At 60.6% G+C, this 17,802-nt stretch carries 17 protein-coding genes and 1 pseudogene; 5 read left to right on the top strand and 13 right to left on the bottom strand.

Features of this window, described 5'->3' with window-relative positions:
• Nucleotides 1–54: 54 nt before the first annotated feature.
• Nucleotides 55–1,455 (bottom strand): cytochrome P450, encoded by a 1,401-nt coding sequence (locus PCS43_RS05145; protein ID WP_007734205.1) that lies wholly within the window; start codon nucleotides 1,453–1,455, stop codon nucleotides 55–57.
• Between the two features lie 96 nt (nucleotides 1,456–1,551).
• Here PCS43_RS05145 and PCS43_RS05140 point away from each other — a divergent pair, with 96 nt between their 5' ends.
• Nucleotides 1,552–2,139: a TetR/AcrR family transcriptional regulator gene (locus tag PCS43_RS05140; protein WP_003945528.1), complete on the top strand. Its 588-nt coding sequence runs from the start codon at nucleotides 1,552–1,554 to the stop codon at nucleotides 2,137–2,139.
• Between the two features lie 47 nt (nucleotides 2,140–2,186).
• Here the strand turns inward: PCS43_RS05140 and PCS43_RS05135 are convergent, their stop codons facing one another.
• Together PCS43_RS05135 and PCS43_RS05130 are read right to left on the bottom strand one after the other, a co-directional pair.
• Nucleotides 2,187–3,197, bottom strand: a complete 1,011-nt coding sequence (locus PCS43_RS05135) for an ABC transporter substrate-binding protein (RefSeq protein ID WP_073512099.1) — start codon at nucleotides 3,195–3,197, stop codon at nucleotides 2,187–2,189.
• An 82-nt stretch (nucleotides 3,198–3,279) separates the two neighbouring features.
• On the bottom strand, nucleotides 3,280–4,158 hold the full coding sequence (locus PCS43_RS05130) for a bile acid:sodium symporter family protein (RefSeq protein ID WP_003945620.1): 879 nt from the start codon (nucleotides 4,156–4,158) through the stop codon (nucleotides 3,280–3,282).
• A 132-nt stretch (nucleotides 4,159–4,290) separates the two neighbouring features.
• Between PCS43_RS05130 and PCS43_RS05125 the strand changes: the two genes are divergently transcribed.
• Nucleotides 4,291–4,563 (top strand): DUF2277 domain-containing protein, encoded by a 273-nt coding sequence (locus tag PCS43_RS05125; RefSeq protein ID WP_003945457.1) that lies wholly within the window; start codon nucleotides 4,291–4,293, stop codon nucleotides 4,561–4,563.
• A gap of 5 nt (nucleotides 4,564–4,568) precedes the next feature.
• Nucleotides 4,569–5,990: an alpha/beta hydrolase gene (locus PCS43_RS05120; RefSeq protein ID WP_065351939.1), complete on the top strand. Its 1,422-nt coding sequence runs from the start codon at nucleotides 4,569–4,571 to the stop codon at nucleotides 5,988–5,990.
• A 235-nt stretch (nucleotides 5,991–6,225) separates the two neighbouring features.
• On the opposite strand, the gene PCS43_RS05115 is transcribed toward PCS43_RS05120, so the two are convergent.
• Entirely contained in the window at nucleotides 6,226–7,182 is a 957-nt protein-coding gene (locus tag PCS43_RS05115; RefSeq protein WP_058227638.1) for an SMI1/KNR4 family protein, read from the bottom strand.
• A gap of 89 nt (nucleotides 7,183–7,271) precedes the next feature.
• On the opposite strand from PCS43_RS05115, the gene PCS43_RS05110 reads away from it, so the two are divergent.
• Together PCS43_RS05110 and PCS43_RS05105 are read left to right on the top strand one after the other, a co-directional pair.
• Complete coding sequence (locus PCS43_RS05110) at nucleotides 7,272–7,859, top strand: hypothetical protein (RefSeq protein WP_154100282.1); 588 nt, start codon at nucleotides 7,272–7,274, stop codon at nucleotides 7,857–7,859.
• Nucleotides 7,860–7,960: 101 nt separating this feature from the next.
• Nucleotides 7,961–8,452, top strand: a complete 492-nt coding sequence (locus tag PCS43_RS05105; RefSeq protein ID WP_080726636.1) for an NUDIX domain-containing protein — start codon at nucleotides 7,961–7,963, stop codon at nucleotides 8,450–8,452.
• A gap of 384 nt (nucleotides 8,453–8,836) precedes the next feature.
• Here PCS43_RS05105 and PCS43_RS05100 read toward each other — a convergent pair.
• The 9 genes and pseudogenes from PCS43_RS05100 to PCS43_RS05060 form a co-directional block, all read right to left on the bottom strand.
• Nucleotides 8,837–9,163, bottom strand: a pseudogene (locus tag PCS43_RS05100) (transglycosylase family protein); the annotation flags it as partial.
• A 484-nt stretch (nucleotides 9,164–9,647) separates the two neighbouring features.
• Nucleotides 9,648–10,553, bottom strand: coding sequence for an oxygenase MpaB family protein (locus PCS43_RS05095; RefSeq protein WP_047269604.1), 906 nt, complete (start codon nucleotides 10,551–10,553; stop codon nucleotides 9,648–9,650).
• Nucleotides 10,554–10,577: 24 nt separating this feature from the next.
• Complete coding sequence (locus PCS43_RS05090; protein ID WP_047269603.1) at nucleotides 10,578–11,135, bottom strand: hypothetical protein; 558 nt, start codon at nucleotides 11,133–11,135, stop codon at nucleotides 10,578–10,580.
• Nucleotides 11,122–12,342, bottom strand: a complete 1,221-nt coding sequence (locus PCS43_RS05085) for an MlaD family protein (protein ID WP_047269602.1) — start codon at nucleotides 12,340–12,342, stop codon at nucleotides 11,122–11,124. The genes PCS43_RS05090 and PCS43_RS05085 overlap by 14 nt, the downstream gene beginning before the upstream one ends.
• Nucleotides 12,339–13,403: an MCE family protein gene (locus tag PCS43_RS05080; RefSeq protein ID WP_209911365.1), complete on the bottom strand. Its 1,065-nt coding sequence runs from the start codon at nucleotides 13,401–13,403 to the stop codon at nucleotides 12,339–12,341. The genes PCS43_RS05085 and PCS43_RS05080 overlap by 4 nt, the downstream gene beginning before the upstream one ends.
• Nucleotides 13,400–14,497 (bottom strand): MCE family protein, encoded by a 1,098-nt coding sequence (locus PCS43_RS05075; protein ID WP_003945762.1) that lies wholly within the window; start codon nucleotides 14,495–14,497, stop codon nucleotides 13,400–13,402. Before PCS43_RS05075 ends, PCS43_RS05080 begins: the two co-directional genes overlap by 4 nt.
• The gene (locus tag PCS43_RS05070; RefSeq protein WP_007734231.1) at nucleotides 14,494–15,549 is read right to left on the bottom strand and encodes an MCE family protein; all 1,056 of its coding nucleotides are present in this window, start codon (nucleotides 15,547–15,549) and stop codon (nucleotides 14,494–14,496) included. Before PCS43_RS05070 ends, PCS43_RS05075 begins: the two co-directional genes overlap by 4 nt.
• The gene (locus tag PCS43_RS05065) at nucleotides 15,549–16,580 is read right to left on the bottom strand and encodes an MCE family protein (protein ID WP_099697034.1); all 1,032 of its coding nucleotides are present in this window, start codon (nucleotides 16,578–16,580) and stop codon (nucleotides 15,549–15,551) included. Before PCS43_RS05065 ends, PCS43_RS05070 begins: the two co-directional genes overlap by 1 nt.
• Nucleotides 16,577–17,800 carry an MCE family protein gene (locus PCS43_RS05060; RefSeq protein ID WP_007734237.1) on the bottom strand — a complete coding sequence of 408 codons (1,224 nt, stop codon included), beginning with the start codon at nucleotides 17,798–17,800 and terminating at the stop codon, nucleotides 16,577–16,579. The genes PCS43_RS05065 and PCS43_RS05060 overlap by 4 nt, the downstream gene beginning before the upstream one ends.
• Nucleotides 17,801–17,802 lie beyond the last annotated feature (2 nt).

Raw genomic sequence — 17,802 nt, 5'->3', positions numbered from 1 at the left:
GGATTACCGCATTCGGGACTGTTCAACCGAGTTGCGCGACGCAGTTTTGCGAGGTCAGCGTCGGCGGACCGTCAAGTTGAAGCCTTCGGGCATCAGGGTGAGCCGTTCGGCTACCTTCAACTCGTAGTCCGGATCGGCCTCGATCGTGTATTTCTGCAAGATGGTGCCCAACACGAGGACCGCTTCGTGAATGGCGAATTGTCTTCCGATGCAGGCGCGTTCACCCGTTCCGAATGGCTTGTACACGTGCGCCGGCCTGGCTTTGATGTTGGCAGGCAGGAAGCGATCCGGATCGAACGCCTCGGGATCGTTGCCCCACACCGGATCACGATGAAGTGACGGGATGAGCACGAGCATCCAATCGCCCTTCTTCATCGGATACTTGCCGACGAGCGTCGTGTCTTCGAGCGCCGCGCGCCCGTAGGCGGGAGCGGTCGGCCACAGACGCAATGATTCGTCGAGGACGCGTCGTACGTATCGAAGTTTCGCGATCTTCTCGAAGGCGGGCTCCTCGCCCTCCCATACCTTGTCGACCTCGGCTTGCGCCTTGGCCAGCACGTCAGGGTTTCGTGACAGGTAGTACAGCGCGAACGACAATGCGCCGGAGGTCGTTTCGTGTCCGGCGACGAGGAAGGTCACGACCTGATGGCGGATGTTCAGTTCGTCGATACGGTTGGGATCGTTCTCGCGTGCCGCCCGCAGCATCAGTTCGAGAAGATCTTCGGGCCCCGGTTCGGTACTTGTCCGCCGGGCACGGATCACTTCGTCCACAACCTCGGCCATGTACGCCTTGCGGACCTCGTCACGTTGATCGGCGCGACGTGCGAGCACTCGCCCGAGGGCGGTCGACTTCAGGAACGTCGTGCGCTGCGAATGGGAGAGTGCGCCGACCATTGCCTTGACGAACGGATGCTGTTCTTCACGTTCGAAGGAGTCGAACGAGTAGCTGAATCCAGTGCGTCCGATGGTCTCCAGCGTCAGCTTGGTCATGTCTGCGGAGACGTCGATGGGGGAGTCACTTTCACGACTGTCCCAATGGTCGACCAACTCGCCGGCTACGTCGAGCATGGTGCGGTGGTACGAGCGCATCGCAGTCTGGCTGAACGCCGGTGCCAGGAGATTGTGCGCCTTGCCCCAGTTGGGTTCGTGGTTGTACGCCGTGAACAGGCCGTCGCCGCCGATTCCGCGGAGTGCTTTGACTCCAGGTGCAAGGTGCTTCGCGAACCGGGACTCGTCGGACAGTTCTGCCACCATGTCCGCGCCCGAGGCGAAGACGAAGCGATTTCCCAGGACATTTCTCTCGAAGATCGGGCCGAGTTCGCGGCCGATGCTCACGGAGTTCTGCAGCGGTGTCCGGATATTGATCCCGAGAACGTCCCCGAGGACCGGCAGGCGCCACGCCGGATGCGGGATCCGAGCATCGGTCGTCGCCTCTGGAGTGGTGTCGACGCTCATTTTGTGTCCCCCGGGGTGAGATCGCTTACTGAATTGATGTCTAGTACGCAAAGTACGCCTTACTGAATCGGTGTCAAGTAGTAATCTGACTTGCCTATGGTCGCACCACGAAAACGCCTGGACCGAGAGCAGCGGCGCACGCAGTTGCTCGACATCGGCGCGCAACTTTTTGCCGATCGCTCGTACGAGGATGTGTGGATCGAAGAGGTCGCCGAGATTGCGGGCGTCTCGCGCGGGTTGATGTACCACTATTTTCCGACCAAGCGAGACTTCTTCGCCGCAATCGTCGAGCGCGAATCGCAGCACCTGCTCGAGGTGACCGCACCCGATGCGACGCTACCGGTGCGCGAACAGGTGGCAGCCGGGTTGGACGCCTACTTCGCGTACGTGAAGTCGCACAGCAGGGGAGTGCGCGCCATCAACGTCGGGACGCTGTCGGCCGAGGCCGGTATCCGGGCGATTGTCGAGCGCGAACTCGAACAGCAGCAGATTCGAATCCTCGATGCACTGGGATTCGAGGGCGAAAGAAGACAGCTCGCTGCCGTTGCAGTTCGGGGATGGATCGCGTTCGTCCGAGCTGTCTGCCTCGACTGGCTCGATCAACCTTCCATACCGCAGGAAGAGTTGAGAGTGATCTGTCTGCGGACCCTCTCCGGAGCGTTGGGCATCGACCTCGAAACGTGAAAAGCCGACCGCGCGGGAGCGGCCGGCATTTCCACGGACAAGGCTGATCAGTCGAGCGTCGAATAGAGATCGTCCCAGCCCTTGGCGACGTACATGTTGGTGTAGATGGACCCGTAGTACGTACTTCCTTGCAGAACGGTGACGTTCCCGGCCTGCACAGCCGGAAGTCGTTGCCACAACTTGTTGTCCGAGAGTTGATCGAAGGTGGTGTCACTGCTGTCGGTGACAGAAACCATGAACGCGTCGCAGTCTTGCAGACGATCCATCTCTTCGATGCTCAGTCGTCCCTGATTATCGAAACCGGTTGTGCTCAATGTTCTTCCGCCGATATCGGCGAGCGTCATGTCGGTGGGTTGACGATTCTTCTTACCCGTTTCCTCCGACACGGGCAGGCTGTCGATGTAGATCGTGGCCTTGTCCGGACTGTAGGACAAGCTTGCGACGGTTTTGCCCGCGATCGCCGAAGCGTGTCGAGTGCGAATGTCGGTGATCAGAGCGTCGTAATCGGTGATCAGGCGATCCATGGTGGGTGTTCGGCCCAGCCAATCGGAGAGCCGGGTCAGGTTCTCCCGCCACGTCTGCTTCGATTCGGTCGTCAGGACAGGAGCGATGGCTTGGAGCTTTGCAGCGGGCCAGTACTCGTTGTCGGCGTTGACGCAGATGATGAGATCGGGTGCGAGTCCGAGGATCTGCTCCAGATTGGGCTTGTCGCTGAGGTATTCGGCCGAGCCGTCGACGGGAACCCACTTGGTGACGGGCGAGATGTTGTATCCGAACACCGGTAGTTCCAGGGCAATGGCGAGCTCGAGGTCGGTTCGGGCGTCGACGGCCAAGACCCGCTTCGGGTTGGTAGGTATGTCGTAGGTCCCCAACGGCGTGGTGACGGTGCGCATTTGAGCGTCATCATCGGTACCTGAACCGTCGCTGGAACTGCAGGACGACAGAATAGTTGCGACTGCTGCCATCCCGGCTCCGATGCCGAATTGGCGACGGGTAAGTGCGTCGACTAGCTCTTGCCAGACGCGTTCGTCCGGCACGGTAGGTGTGTTGGTCAGCATTTTTTCGATACCCTTCGGTCTGAGTCCGTATCGATCGTAGGGTTGGCGATACCAGATCACCTATATCGAAAACCGCCTGATATTAGTCGATTTCGGCCATGGTCCGTGACTTTCGGGTAATGGCGGCGCCGAAGGCTGCAGCGAGCGGGAACATCAGAACGCCGTACACCGCGGCCGGCACTGCCAATTGCACGTTGTCGAGGAGACTGACGGCGATGGTGATCGCCAACGTGCTGTTGTGGATGCCGATTTCCATGGAACTGGCGATGGCCTGACGATCCTCGATGCCGAATATCCGGGGAACGACGTAACCGATCGAGAGGCTCAGTAGGCAGAACAAGGCGGCGACGACGCCGATGTCGACGAGATAGTCCGCGATGTTCTCGCGCTCGGAAACAACCGTTCCGACGATCACCAGTGCCAGAACCACCGCGGATCCGATGCGGACGGGCTTGTCCATGCGCTCGGCAAAGGCGCTCGAGCGCAATCGAACCCACATTCCGAGGGCGACAGGAATCAGTACGACGGCAAAGACCTGAAGTACCTTCGTGAACTGCAGTCCGAGGGTGCCGTCCGCGTCCTCGGGTTCGAAGTACCCCAACGCGAAGTTGGTGATGAGCGGAAGGGTGACCACCGCTATCACCGAATTGACCGCAGTGAGTGTCACATTGAGAGCGACATCGCCGCGGAACAGATGACTGAACAGATTTGCCGTGGTGCCGCCCGGTGATGCGGCGAGGAGCATCATACCGACGGCGAGCAGCGGGTCGAGGTCGAACAACGTGACCAGACCGAAGGCCGCGGCCGGGAGCAACAACAACTGACAGATCAGGGCAATCGAGACGGCTTTCGGCGCTTTTGCCACGCGGGCAAAATCTCCGACCGTCAAGGAAAGCCCGAGGCCGAACATGATGATGGCGAGTGCGGCGGGTAAGCCGACGGAGGTGAGTGCAGAGTCCATGAGTTAGTGGCTACTTCCAGTCACTGGGGGAATTTCACTGAAACTACCGTGATGCCCGGATCTGCGTGGCAGTTTGGATACATTGATGTATCGAACCGTGACGGCGTCGGTGAGCAGGGTTATCGTCGAATTATGTGCAGAAACATCACTGAACTTCGTGGACTCGAGCCCGCTGCTACGCCGGAGGAGATCGAGGCGGCCTCTCGCCAATACGTACGTAAGGTGAGCGGAATAGCCAAGGTGTCCGACGCGAACCGAGACGCCTTCGAACAGGCGGTGCGTGAGGTGACCGAAACGACGACGCGCCTGCTCAGTGCGTTGCCGCCTCGCAGACAGCCACCTCAGACCGTCCCTCCGTTGCGTCGCCCGGAAGTACAGGCCCGGATCGCTGCTCGTTCGTCCTGACCCGAGTGGATCTCACAGATATCGACGTATGGGACGTCGAAGCCTTGGATCAACTGTCTGCTGGGTTGGAAGGCGTTCTGGTCGCTCACCGCGTTCGCGATATCCGTCGACGGCTGGATACGCTGCGCAAAGAGGCCGTCGCCGACGACTTGCATATTCGTCAGGATGGGACCGTCTCTGCTGTTGCGCCCATCGCCGACGGTCACCCGCTCCACGTGCACGCCCAGTTGCTCGAGGTCGCAGTTCGAGAATTGATCGGTGAGGCACTGCTGGTCAGCGCGGATCTTCATCATGCGTTGTCTCTGCGGTCTCAGGTCGGCACCGACCTCCGTGACAAAGCTGTGCGTGTGGGGGAGGAGTGGCGAGCGTTCAGCCCTGATCGGCAGCGTCAGATGTTGCGTCATGCACCAGGCCTGATCGCCAACCTCGACGGCATTCCTGCTGCGATTCGCAGCCCGGCCAATCTCGATCGAATTCAATCGGAACGAGCACGGCTGCAAGATGATTCAGTCCGAATCTCGCAAGAACTTCACCGCGAGTTCTTCGGCGGCAGACTGAGTAACACCGGGGCGGGCCAGTGGTACGCCGAACGCAAACTCGAGGATCTGGACGCGCTCGACGAGTTGTTTCGCGCCGAACCTGATCGACGGTTACTGCTCATGGACATGCGCTCGGGCGAACGCGGCTTCGCTGCAATTGCGATCGGTGATCCGGACACAGCGGATCACATCTCCGTGACGATTCCCGGACTGAACACCAACGTCAAGGACTCGATGCGCGGAATGGTCGGCGAGGCAACGCGATTACGAGCCGAGGCGATGCGGCAGCTCGAACTGGCCGGCCGAAAGGAAAGCGTGGCCACCATCGCCTGGATCGGATACGACGCGCCACAGGTGATCGGGCCGGGAAAGTTCGACATCGGTCGGGCCAGCTTCGACGTCAGTCGATCGTCCAAGGCCGGCATAGCCGCCGACGCATTGGGCAGCTTTTTTCACGGTCTTCGTTCTGCGTCGGTCAACGACGGAGTCCATATCACCGCGTTGGGCCACTCCTACGGATCCCTCGCGACTTCTCTTGCGCTGCAACGCGGGGCAAGCGCAGCGGTCGACGACGTGGTGTTCTACGGTTCACCCGGGGTGCGAGCCAAGGTGGAGTCGGACCTCGGTATCGCCGACCGCCACGTCTACGTCATGAAAGCGGAAGGCGACAGTATCGCGGGGTTCGGCCGTTTCGGTGGCGATCCGACGCGCACCGAGTTCCATCGGTTGTCCACGGCCGAGGGGATCACCCCGGATGGAGTGAAACACGAGCGGGCGTTCGGGCATGCGGAGTACGCGAGGACAGGGGACAACGGAGAACTGCGGATGTCGGGATACAACCTCGCGGTTGTGGTTGCCGGACTGCCGGAGCGTGCTGTTATTGATTGATCGTGCCACCTGAGCGACCGCATGAATCGACTGGAACTATTTCGTGTATAGAGATCTGTCCGATACCCCGACCCCGACCACATCGGCGTCGCTCGCCGTACTTTAGGCGTCCCCTGACGACCCGGAACGGCGCGCCTGGATCAAATGGGCGCAACAACGGGGGACAAGTGCCGATCATTTAGGTCAACTCAGCAAAGTCTCGCTGACATGGAATCTCCTTACTTACCAAGAGAAGTCAGTCGTCGACTATGAATTCGAATCCTCCTGGAGGCATTTCGTAGACGATGACGTTGTTCTCGACTCCCGTGACGATCGTCAGGTAAAATCTGGGCACTCCGTCTATCTGGACGTAGGAGTTCACGGTCACCCCGCGCTGGCGCGGGACCTGCGGAAATATCGCCTCGCCGCCCTGCACATGCGAACCGGGGTGGAGGGACTGCGCAGTGTCGAGGACAGATTTGCGGACGGCGTCGAGGTCGATGAGGTCGTCATCTGAATTGACCAGCGAAGGCTGAAAGTCCTTCAGCGGAAACGGCAGGTGCAGCGGTATCGGGCTCGGCTGGGGATGTGGGATCGGCTGATCCGAAAAGTCGACGTCCCAGACCAGCACGCCGTCAGTGACTGTCGGCATCAAGTACGAGTGCTCGGATCCTGACTCGATACTTCGACGAACCGAATCCACGTAGTCGGCCAGAGAGCCGAAAAGGGAGCCGCCTTCGTCGGCGGCTTCGGCGGCGAAATAGCGGATGCAGCCGTGGTGTAGGCCACCTCGGGTATCGACATAGAGAAAATCACCGGCTCCGTCCTCGGCGAACGGAATGTAGGTAGGGAGGAACATCTCTGCAGTTTCACCTGCGTGTTGTGCTCGAACGGTGATGGGCCAGTCGGGTCCGAGGTAGTCGATAGGATGCAATTGTTCACGGCAACGTCTGTGCGTGGAAACCACATGGTCGAGTGAAAGCAGTTCCACTCCTGGTAGGGCTTCGCCGACGAACTGGTTGTCGTCGGAGCGGAAGGGTTGGCCGTCATGCAGGGCGAAGAACTCGCGTAGGTCCTCCGGCCATGGATTAGTGACGCGTTCGGCGGTTTCCCGATCGGACCGAGTCCGAGGCGGACGTACCGCAGCGGCGGTGACCGGTGCACGGTCGCGGAGTACCTCCATGAAGGCGAGCCATGCGTCGGTAAGAGTCATGGTTCGAATCTATCGACAGAAATCCCGCTGCGAGATCGAACGCGGCCGTCAGATGTCATGGATCCGTGAGGCCGGGATAGCGTGCATTCATGAGCGTTGAAGAGCACTGGCGCAGACTCAACGGTTGGTGTCAGCGGGAAGCCCCGGTGACGGCTGCCGCTATCGACCCGCCCGCGCCAGTGGACGTCCTGAAATCCGTGGAAACATTTACGGGCAGGACGTGGCCGGCCGAGCTACGGACGTGGTTCGGTTTGCAGAACGGAAACCCCGACGGAGGGCACTCGGCCCTGATATTTCCGGAGTTTCAACCGTTGCCTTTGGATCGTGTCGCGTCTGTGTGGGAATCGATGACGACAGAGTGGGGAGAGACGACAACAGCCGCCGGTGGCATCGCTTTGCCTGATCAGCCAGCGGGAACGGTGGCTGACACCTTCTTGGCGGCATACATTCCCATAGCTGCCAACATTCGGGGCGATCTCTTGTTCGTCGATACGCGGACCGGTCAAGCAAGCGGATGTGTACGCGAATTCCTCGGAGACAGCGCCGACCAAGGGACAACCTGGCCCTCCGTCGCCGCGCTATTGGAGGACGTCGTTTTTGCGTTGGAGCACGGACAGCCATGCGGCGGTTGGATTCCGAGTGTCGACCAGGGCTGGTTGAGTTGGGATTTGCCCTAGGCTCACGACTTACGAGCGTGGAGCGTGACGGTGATTGAATACTGATGTGAGCACTGCACATCCACCGTTCCAGGGCGCGAGCCGGGTTTACAGTGGCACTCATGCGTCTGAGGCATTCGGCCAGGGGGTTGGTCGTTGACGACCAGTCCCGTCTTCTGCTTTACCGATTCATCGCGCCCGGGGGCGGGCTGACGGTCTGGTGTCCTCCGGGCGGAAGCTTGGAAGGAGACGAAACCCCGTCCGAGGCGCTCGCGCGCGAATTGGACGAGGAGATCGGCTTGCGCGACTACGGCGCAGCCACCCATGTGTGGCATGAGGAGATCCGTGACCCGGCGATATTGCCGGGTTGGGGCGGTGCGATCAACGACTACTTCCTCGTGCCGGTGGCGACCGCATTCGAGCCCTGTGGGTCGTTGGGGCGCGAAGCGCTGGCCGCCGAGCTGGTCGAGCACTTCGAGTGGTGGAGCGTTGACCGCCTCTTGTCACACAGTGGTCGAGAAGTGTTCGGGCCACGCGATTTACCCGACCGGTTTGCACGCCTGGTCAAGGATGGGCCATCGAGTGCGCCGGATCGATTTGTTCGGTCGCCGTGAGGGATGCGAGGTAGCGATTGAAAACGAACATTTCGGCATCGAAACACGGCTACGCTGGGGTTATGGAGCACTACGTGCGTAAGGACCCCATCCCGTACGCTTCTACGGCTGCGCTGGTCAGCTCTCACAACCGGTTGGCGAGGGCGGCCCAAAAATTGTGGATGGCTTTCCGAGGGCTGATGCGTGATCGGAAGGCGAGTCGGTACACCTCGCTCGCTCCGCGTCATCCCGACGGATCACGTACCGCCGTAATGTCTTTCAACAGCAGCGGCGGAGGGGCCGGATCAGGCGGGGCATGAAGGTCGCTAGTACGACGCTGCCCGGGGCCCGTCGAATTCTCGACGAACACCGGGCAGTGACGCACTACTCGAACTGGGGTCAGCGGAGGTACTGTCCGCACACCGGCCACGCGCCGGCGCCCTGACCGGCAAGGACGTTTTCAGCAACGCGGACCTGTTCTGCCTGGCTGGCGTTGGCGGCGCTGCCCGCTCCGCCGTAGGCCTCCCACGTGCTCTGGCTGAACTGGAGTCCGCCGTAGTAGCCGTTTCCGGTGTTCGCGGCCCAGTTGCCCGAAGATTCGCATTCTGCGACACCCGACCAGTCGTGGGTGGCTGCGGATGCGGTGCCTGCGCTCAGTCCGAGGGCTCCGGCCGCGAGGGCTCCGGCTGCGGCGACAGAGGCAAGTGCACGGGTAACGGTGGTCTTGGTCATTTTCGGTAAATCCTCTCGAGTCCCGCCGACGGAGGACGGTGACCGTCTCAGCTCCGCTCCCACCACTAGGAATGTTGTCGAGTCCGAACCGCGGGGTGGGACGGGCGGTGGCGATTCGGTAATGCCCGGTTGATCGGGCTGTCACCAACCATAAGAGATGATTACGGATTGGTCACGGGTCGGCGTGTCGACACATGTTTGTGCAACAGAAATGCATCAAAGAGTGTTTTCCCAGGTCGCATGGCGATATGCCACCTCTCCCGGCGTTACATAAACGAGATAAAATATGATGTAAGTCACCTTAAACGTGCCTCGACGGCGTCGATATGCGGCGAATGTGACACTCAATCAGCCCGGTTTGTCGGCTTTTCGACCCGGTTTCCAGTCGTGCTGGAACCCATGTCCAGCCGTGATCTGTTGTCGACCGACCGGCCCGATTTACCTGTAGGGCAGCAGAATTGACAACGAATAACGCGCCGCTGGCTCAGACGAGATTCTTGCTCGCCTTGATCCGGCGGCGAATGTCGCGCATCTGAATGGTGTTGCCGGCCTGACGAACGGAGCGTGGGATGAACCTGTTGACGAACGACACGAAAATGAAGAGGTGTTCGAACCGGCGGCGGTCGTCTTCGGTCCACTCGAGATCGAGTTGGTCGCGGTAGATCGGTGGAAGGAATCCGACCGTCAGGAACCGCAACAAGTTTCGGAACACCAGGCGTATCGGCCACGCGATCATCTGTAGGTTGACCAAGTCGATCAGGTACTGCTTGGTGCGTTCGTCGATGACGACGCGTTCGCAACCGAGGTTCCAGTAGCGCTCGAAGTCGGCACGTGTGGCCGGCCACATCTCTTCGGTGACCTGCAGCGTCGTTCCCAAAGTTGACGCGGACTTGTAGAACGACTCCGCCTGTTCATCGGACATCTTGCCGTGCAGCAACTGATGACTGTCCTCGAAACCGATGAACAGGCATGCAGCAACCCATAATTGGAGTTCGCGATTGAAGGCGTTGTACTTGACCGGGCTGTTTGAATCCGACTTCACATGTCGGTGCACCGAGTTCACGGCCTCGCGGTAAGCCTTTCGCTCTTCCTCGTCACCCAGGATCGCGACCGTCAGGTACTGCGTCGTGGTTCGTGCACGCTTCCACGGATGCGCTGTCAGAGCACCCGATTCGACCTTGCTCTCCATGACGCCGTACGCCACCTCGGGCCAACCGAGTTGCAGGATGACGTTGGCAGCGGCTCCGGCGAACGACCAGAAATCGAGTGCGTCGGTGATGTGTGCGGGCTTACGTGCCCACCGTCTACGCTCGGCCGTGATGGTGATGCGTGTCTGATCGGTGCGAAGCGACGACTCGGACTTTTCCGAATCCAGGTAGTGAGTGGGCATGGATCTTCCTCCGCGTGTGGTGAGTTACTTGGTCTCGACGTTGCTCACGAGCCACCGGTCGCCCGAGCGGACCAGGGACACGACCATGCGGTACTTCTGTGTGTTTCCCTCTGGCGCTGCGACATTCTTGGCTTGTTGGTCGACGAACACGAGCACCTTGGCCGACGAATCGTCCAGTGATCCGATGCCGACGTCTGTCGCCGTCGCGCTCGCCTGGCCTTGGCCCCCGGCAACGACTTCCCTCAGGGAATCCACCATCGTTCGGTAGGTGCCGGCAAACTCGTCGGTCGACATCGAGGCGATGGTGTCCTTGTTGACATCGAGGTTCTGATAATCGAAGGAGGACATGATGGTTGAGTAATCCCGTGCGGTGTCCAAAGCCTCCTGCCGCAGCGTGTCTTCCTGATTCGCCGAGTACATCTGGAATCCGAGCACCGCCAATGCTGCGACCAGCGCTACCGCCATTAGTGAGATCAGTGCGTTGCGTGGCTCCTTCAGGCGGTGAAGTAGCGACGGAGAAGTCGGATGTTCGGCCACCTCGGCTTCTGTCTCGTCGAGTAGTGCGTTGTCACCGTGTGCCATTTCCCAGTCCTTCCAACATCAATCTCCAGTAGTTCAGGGCGTCGACTCCGGTCGGGACGAGAATCGGATCTGCGACGACGGGCGGTCCGATCGGAGTGCCCGGGACGGTCGAGTTCTGCAAACCGAGGTCGTTCGGACGCGGAGCATTCTGTGCTCCGCGTTGGACGAGGTCGTCGGCGGGGGGACAGTACATCGCCAGACTCGGACTGGTGGGAGACAGATCGCCGACCTCACGCCGAGGGGTGTCGTAGTTGCAGACCGGCCCCTGGGTCGCAACCAAGGCAAAGTCGGCGCGATCGCCTTTGACGATGGATGCCAGTTTGGCGAGACCTTCAGGAATCGTGACAAGTCCGGTTTCCAGGGCCTCTGTGCGGTCGGAGATGATCGGTGCGACAGTGACGAGATTGGCCAGGACCGCTCCGAAAGTGTTGTGGTACTTGTCGAACAACTGTTGAGCGCTGTTCAGGGCGGCGGGCGAATGATCGGTGAGGTAGATCAGCACCGGCGCGTTGGATTCGAGTTGTTCGGTGAAGTTCTTGGCAGCTGCCATTCCCCGGACGAACGAATCCGATTGTGTCGCCATGGAGTCCACCAACGTGGAGGTTCGCGACAGCAGCGCAGCGAGTTCGGCCGACTGGTCGTTCAACTGCGCCGACATGGTCCCACCGTTGTCGATCATCGTCGCCAAGCTCGGGCCGAGCCCGTTGAACGAATTCCCCAGCTCGGTCCCGATGTCGCTGATCGCTTGTGGATCAATCCCTTCCAGGACACCGGACGCCTGAAGCATCAACTGGCTCATCTGGACCGGTTGCTGATCCGCGGGCATGGCGATCTCGTCGCCGTCCCTAAGATACGGGCCGTGGTCTGTGTTGGGGTAGATGTCGACATTCTGAATTCCGGCTGCGGTCCCCATCGTCACCTTGGCGACGCTGTCGGTAGGTATCTCGGTGTTGTCGTTGAGTGAGAGTTCCACCCGAGCCGTGCGGGTGCCTGCGTCGAGTTCGACTTCACTCACTTTCCCCACCTGTACGCCGCGATACGTGACGACCGTGCCCTTGGTCAGTCCGAAGGCGTCGGACATGTTGGCGTGCAGCCGGATTTGACCCCCGAAACCCTGAGGGCCGACCACGTAGACGATCCCGAAAGGGATGACCACAGCAGCGATCAGAGCGAACAGGACAAGTTGAACAAGCGCAAGGCGACTCAACGCGGACCTCCCTGAAGTAGATCGGTGAGAGTTCCCGCTGGTGCGATCGATTGACCGGCCATACCGCCGCTCCAGAGCTTGTCGATCGTTCCCGGAATATCCAGGGCGCCGTCGAAAACGAGGTAGTCACCCTGCACTGCACCGGTGAAGTTTTCGAGCAACCCGTTCATGTTCGTCAGCGTCTGGCCGATCTCCGAGTTGAACGAATCCAGAGTCCCGACAACGGTCGACGCATCGTGCAGCATCGCGTCGAGGCCGTCGGGTGACGAGTCGAGAATGGTGTTTGCGTTGGTGGCGAGCTGAACGGTCGAGTTCAACAGGCTCGCAATCTGATCCTTCTGTCCCACGAGAATCGACACCACCTGTGGAACGGAATCGAGGTAGTTGTCGACAACTACGCGTTGGCCGGCCAGTTGGGAGGAGACCCGGGCAGCGAGGTCGACGGCCTCGTCGAACTCGCTGCGGTGACTGCTTGCCTCTGCCATGAGCGAGGTGAGGGTCTCGGTCAGAGAACGAACTTCACCGGAGCGCCCGGAAAACGCGGTGTTCAGCTCGCGCACCACGGTATCGAGTTGGTCGATGCCGCTTCCGGTCAGAACCGTGCCGAGGGTGGCAAGCGCACTTTCGACCTGCGGACCGATCTCGGTGCGAGACTCCGGAATTGTGTCTCCGTCGCTGAGCGTGGAGCCGGACGGAACTTCCGGCACCAAGAGTCTGATGAACGGATTGCCAAGTGCGGACGGGAGTTCGACGGAAGCTTCGACGTTGTCGGGCAATGGCGTCGCGGCGTCCAGACTCAGAGTCACATCGGCTCCGACGACATCGGCTGACAGCGCGGATACTCGACCGATGACTTTCTGGCCGCTGCGGACGTCTGCTCCCAACACCAGGCCGTCGGCGCCGGCCAGCTGAAGCGCCACGTTGTACGCGTCACCGTCGGCCGAACGACCCAGGGGTAGGTCTTGAATGCCTGCGCTACAGCCGCCGAAGGCGAGCACGGCCGCAGAACCCACACCGATGATCACGATACCGGCGATTATTCGAACCGATTGCCGCGTCAATTGCCACCTCCGGGGACGGCTCCGCCGGAAATCGCGGAGGCGATGCCGAGCGGATCAGAAGTGCTGAGGGGGAAGGAAATCGGATTCGTGAACCCGGCTCCGGTGCAGATCGGCAACTTGTAGGTGTCGCACAGCGGTTTCGCCACCGCGAACTGAGTCAATGCAGTCGAGACGTTGAGCCGAATGCGCCCGCGCTGATCAGGACCGATTGTCTGGGAGAGGTTCTGCATCATCAACGGCACCAGGTCCATGAACTCGGCGAGGCCGGGTTCTTTGGCAGCCAGAGTGTCACCGAGAACTCGCACGTTGTCGGCTATGGCACCGACATCATCGCCGTGAGTTGTCATGAAACTGTTCAACTGGTCGAAGACCACCTGCAGATCCTGCAGAGGCTGTGAGATGTCCATGTTCTGGCTCGCCCATTGATCACCCAGGACGCCGAGGTCGCCGACAAGTTCGTCGAGGCTGACCTGCCGTGCGTCCAGAGCATTCATCAAAGTGTTGAGATTGTCGACAAGGGCACCGATGTCTTCCGACCGAGCGCCGACAACTCCGGTTGCCGTGCTGAGGTTGCGAATTGCGGTGTTGAATTGATCGCCCTGGCCCTGCCACCCGGCGGCGCCGCGGCTCACGAGATCGCCGAGATTGCCCCCATCCCCGGCAAATGCGTCGGCCAAAGTGCTGACGCTTCCCATCAAGCCGTCGAAATCTATGGGGGAGTGGGCACGTTCGATCGGAATCTGGTCGCCGTCTTTCAGTGTCTCTCCGCCGGTGTACGCCGGGCCGAGTTCGATGTGTCGATCGCTGATCACCGATGGATTGAGGACATAGGCCGAGGCGTCTGCGGGCAGGTCCACGGAGTCGGGCATCGACATCGCTACTCGAACAGAAGTTCCGCGAGGTTCCACCGACGTGACCGTCCCGACGCCGACTCCGAGGACGGTGACCTTGCTTCCCTCGTAGATTCCGCCGACGTAGCTGAAATCGGCGTAGACGGTCTTGGACTGATCTGTTCGTCCGAATATGTACCAACCGGGCAGGGCGATCGCCAAGGTCACTACCAGCATGGCCGTGACGGCTTTTCGTGTATTCACTTGCAGCCCTCCATGATGCCGAGCGCGCAGAGCAGATTGTCCGGGATCACGGCCGCCGGCGCGTTGACGTCGGTCCAATTGCCGGTGCCGGTTGAATCGGTGACCGAACGCAGCGCGGAAGGAAGACGAGTCAACAGCAGGTCGATCTGATCTGCGTTGTTCTTCAGCGTGGTGGTGACCGCGACGAGGTTGTCGGTCATGGCTCCGAACTCGTCCTGACGATCGACGAAAGTGGTGGAGAGCTTCGAGATGATGATTGTCAGGTTGTCGACCAGCTGAGTCAGTGCGTCCTTGCGCATCGCAAGAGTTCGAACGATCGTCTGAGCATTGGCCGCAGTACCGACGATCGAATCGGTTTGTGCCGCAGCCATGTCCGACAGCTCACGAGACATGATGAGAATCTGGTCGATCTGTTCACTGTTCTGCGCGAAAGCCGCCGAGGCGCCGCTGATTCCGGCCAGAGCCCGGCCCACCTGATCGGAATCAGTGGGAATCACCTGCGAAAGGGTGTTCATCATGGACTCCATCGCCTGTAGGTCGACGCCTGTTGCCGCAGTGGTGGCATCACTGCTGACGTCGTCGAGGCTGTACGGCACGGTTGTGCGGGAGAGCGGGATGACCCGCGCCTCGGAGTCGTCGACCACTCCGGCCGGCACGATCTCCAGGTAGCGCTTGCCGAGGACCGTCTTGAGCCTGACCGTCGCCGTGCTCTGGTTTCCCAAAGGCTGGTCCTTGTCCAAGCGGAAGTTGACGACGACGTGGTCGCCGGCAAGGTCGATCGAATCCACTCGGCCCGCGGGAACCCCGGCCACGTAAACCGGATCGGTGTCGGAAAGCCCGCTGGCATTGGCCAACTCGGCTGTGTATGCCGACGTGCGTACGTTGTACCAGAGCTTCGGAATGCCCAAGGCGGCGCCGAGTCCCACCACCAGAACGAAGATTCCGAGACTGCCCAGGGCGAGAGCGGTGCCGCTACCGCTGCGACGGCGATCCCCTTTGAACAGGAAGAGCATGATGCCGACGAACACGTCGATCAGCTTGACCAGGAACATCATGAGCACACCGGCGAGTGTGTCGGACCGAAGATGTTGGCTTCCATGTCGCCTGCCTTCAGAGTGAAATTGCACAGATACAGGCTGATGAAACTTCCGTAACTTCCGATCCGGTTGGCGGCGTCGGCGAACTGGGGAAGGTTGACGAGAAGTCTGTTGAACTCGTCGGTGCTCGCAATCCAACTCCCGGTGACACTTTCGAGTTGTTGCACGGTCTGACCGAATGCGCCGTTCGACCCGGCCATGATCTGAGCCAACGACGAGACAGTGCGGTTTCCCTGATCCAAGAGCGAGACCAGTTGATCGTTCTGCCCGACGACGGAAGTACTCAGATCGTTCAAACCGTCCAACAGACCGACCAATTCGGGTTGACGCTCGTCGACGGAGGTGAGAAGAGTGTTCATGTTCGTGAGTAGTTGCGCGAAGACGTCCTGACGGTCGACCAGGCCGGAACTCATGGTCGCGATCTGGTCGAGCAGGGTGGTCATTGCCTTGCCCTGGCCATTGAAGGTTTCGACAAAACTTCGCGTGAGCGTGTTGACCTGCTCGGGCTGCAGCGCGGCGAACAACGGTTTGAACCCGTTCATCAGGGCCGTCAAGTTGATCGGCGGTGTTGTCTGCGCCAGCGGTATCGTGTCACCTGGTTCGAGCTGTCGTGCGGATACCGTTGTTGCGCTGTCGTCTTGCGTCAGTGCCAGATATCGAGCACCGAGCATGTCGCCGTAGCGCACGGCGGCACGGACATCCGACTCGAGGGAATATCGCGACTCGATTTCAACGTCGACGATCGCCTTGCTCGTCCCGCCTCCGTTGTCGGCGAACGCAACCGAGTCCACGCGGCCGATACGCACACCCGACATGGTGACCGGGTTGCCCGGGTTGAGTCCTTCGACGTCGGTGAACTCGAACGAGTACGAATCGGTGCTTCCGCGAACCGGGACCGACAACGTGTTCGCCACGAACGACGCGCAGGCGACGCCGGTGAGACAGAAGAGTGACAACCGAATTACCTGGCCAGGACGGACCTTCACGGGACGGTCACCTCGTTACCTCTGACCATCGGCCCCAACATCAGTGTTGTTGCCGGGTTGGGGGTATCCGAGGGTTCCGGCGATCCGCCCAGTAGTTGATCTTCGAGGTACCGCAGGGGGGCCGCTTCGGCTACGCCGCCCACGACCGGGGCACTGACGGGTTGTTCAGGCGTCAGGTTGGAGCCCGAACACTGTGCTCCGCGCGAGTCACCGTACTGCGGGCAATCATCACCCGTGTATGGGAGCGGTTCGGCGAACGTGGCAACTGCTGTGATGTCGAACTTTCCGGTGGCGAAGACTCGAGCGCCCGCGGCGCCGAACGTACTGGCATTGGCGAGGGTGGAACGCAGTCCTCCGGGATTGGCCGCGGTGGTTGCGAGTATCTTTCCGGCGGAATCGATCACAGTGATGATGTTTCGGTTGTTCGCCCCGACAAAATCGTCGACGGTAGCGGCGAAGACTGCGGCCGCGCCGATCGAGGACTCGAGATTCGCTCTGTTGGCGACCATGTCGTTCGAGACGGTTGTGGCGGCTGCCAAGGTATCGAGAATGTCGGGGGTCGCACGGTCCAACGCGTCGACGACCGACTTGAATTCGGGTGTCGATTCGAGGAATTGGTGTGCGGCGGGTGTCAGTACGCCGGACGCGGCACTGAGATTGTCTATCGTGGTACCGATCTCGGCTCCGTTTCCGTCGAGCGCCTGGCCCAGCGCAGTCAGGGCTGTCTGCAACTTCTCGGGCTGCATCGCAGTGAGGACGCCCACCAACTTGGTGTACACGTCGTAGAGCGCAACGGCTTCGGGACCGTCGTCCATGTGGATCTCGTCTCCGTCCGCCAGAGTCGTCTGGCCCTGCTCATTCGGACTGTCCACGAGCTGCATGTAGATGTCGCCGAAGAACGTGCGTGGAACAACGCGAGCCACCACGTCAGCGGGAATCTTCGACGCGTCATCGGTCTGAATCTGCAACTGCACAACGGATTCGGCGGTCCCTGATTCGATTTCGCCGATTCGGCCGACGTTGACGCCGTGGTACCGAACCGGAGCTTCACCGCTGATGAGACCGGCTGTGGCTGGAACAGCGACGAAGATGTCGGTGCTCTGCTCGAGATTTCCCGAACCGCGTAGAACCATTGTCACGGCGGCGGCGACGGCTACGACTATGGCGATCGCGCCGCGAAGGGCGTACACGATCTTCGTGCGTGTAGTGAGTCTGTCCACGG

Source organism: Rhodococcus sp. C-2, from assembly GCF_027854095.1.
GTDB lineage: Bacteria > Actinomycetota > Actinomycetes > Mycobacteriales > Mycobacteriaceae > Rhodococcus_F > Rhodococcus_F qingshengii.
The sequence above is the reverse complement of the archived record's forward strand: the minus strand, read 5'-3'. Positions and strand labels throughout refer to the sequence as shown.

Coding starts and splice junctions, on each gene's coding strand:
- PCS43_RS05090 (WP_047269603.1), bottom strand. CDS start 11,135: ATGGCACACGGTGACAACGCACTACTCGACGAGACAGAAGCCGAGGTG.
- PCS43_RS05140 (WP_003945528.1), top strand. CDS start 1,552: ATGGTCGCACCACGAAAACGCCTGGACCGAGAGCAGCGGCGCACGCAG.
- PCS43_RS05070 (WP_007734231.1), bottom strand. CDS start 15,549: ATGTTCCTGGTCAAGCTGATCGACGTGTTCGTCGGCATCATGCTCTTC.
- PCS43_RS05110 (WP_154100282.1), top strand. CDS start 7,272: ATGAGCGTTGAAGAGCACTGGCGCAGACTCAACGGTTGGTGTCAGCGG.
- PCS43_RS05125 (WP_003945457.1), top strand. CDS start 4,291: ATGTGCAGAAACATCACTGAACTTCGTGGACTCGAGCCCGCTGCTACG.
- PCS43_RS05105 (WP_080726636.1), top strand. CDS start 7,961: ATGCGTCTGAGGCATTCGGCCAGGGGGTTGGTCGTTGACGACCAGTCC.
- PCS43_RS05130 (WP_003945620.1), bottom strand. CDS start 4,158: ATGGACTCTGCACTCACCTCCGTCGGCTTACCCGCCGCACTCGCCATC.
- PCS43_RS05135 (WP_073512099.1), bottom strand. CDS start 3,197: ATGCTGACCAACACACCTACCGTGCCGGACGAACGCGTCTGGCAAGAG.
- PCS43_RS05115 (WP_058227638.1), bottom strand. CDS start 7,182: ATGACTCTTACCGACGCATGGCTCGCCTTCATGGAGGTACTCCGCGAC.
- PCS43_RS05095 (WP_047269604.1), bottom strand. CDS start 10,553: ATGCCCACTCACTACCTGGATTCGGAAAAGTCCGAGTCGTCGCTTCGC.
- PCS43_RS05145 (WP_007734205.1), bottom strand. CDS start 1,455: ATGAGCGTCGACACCACTCCAGAGGCGACGACCGATGCTCGGATCCCG.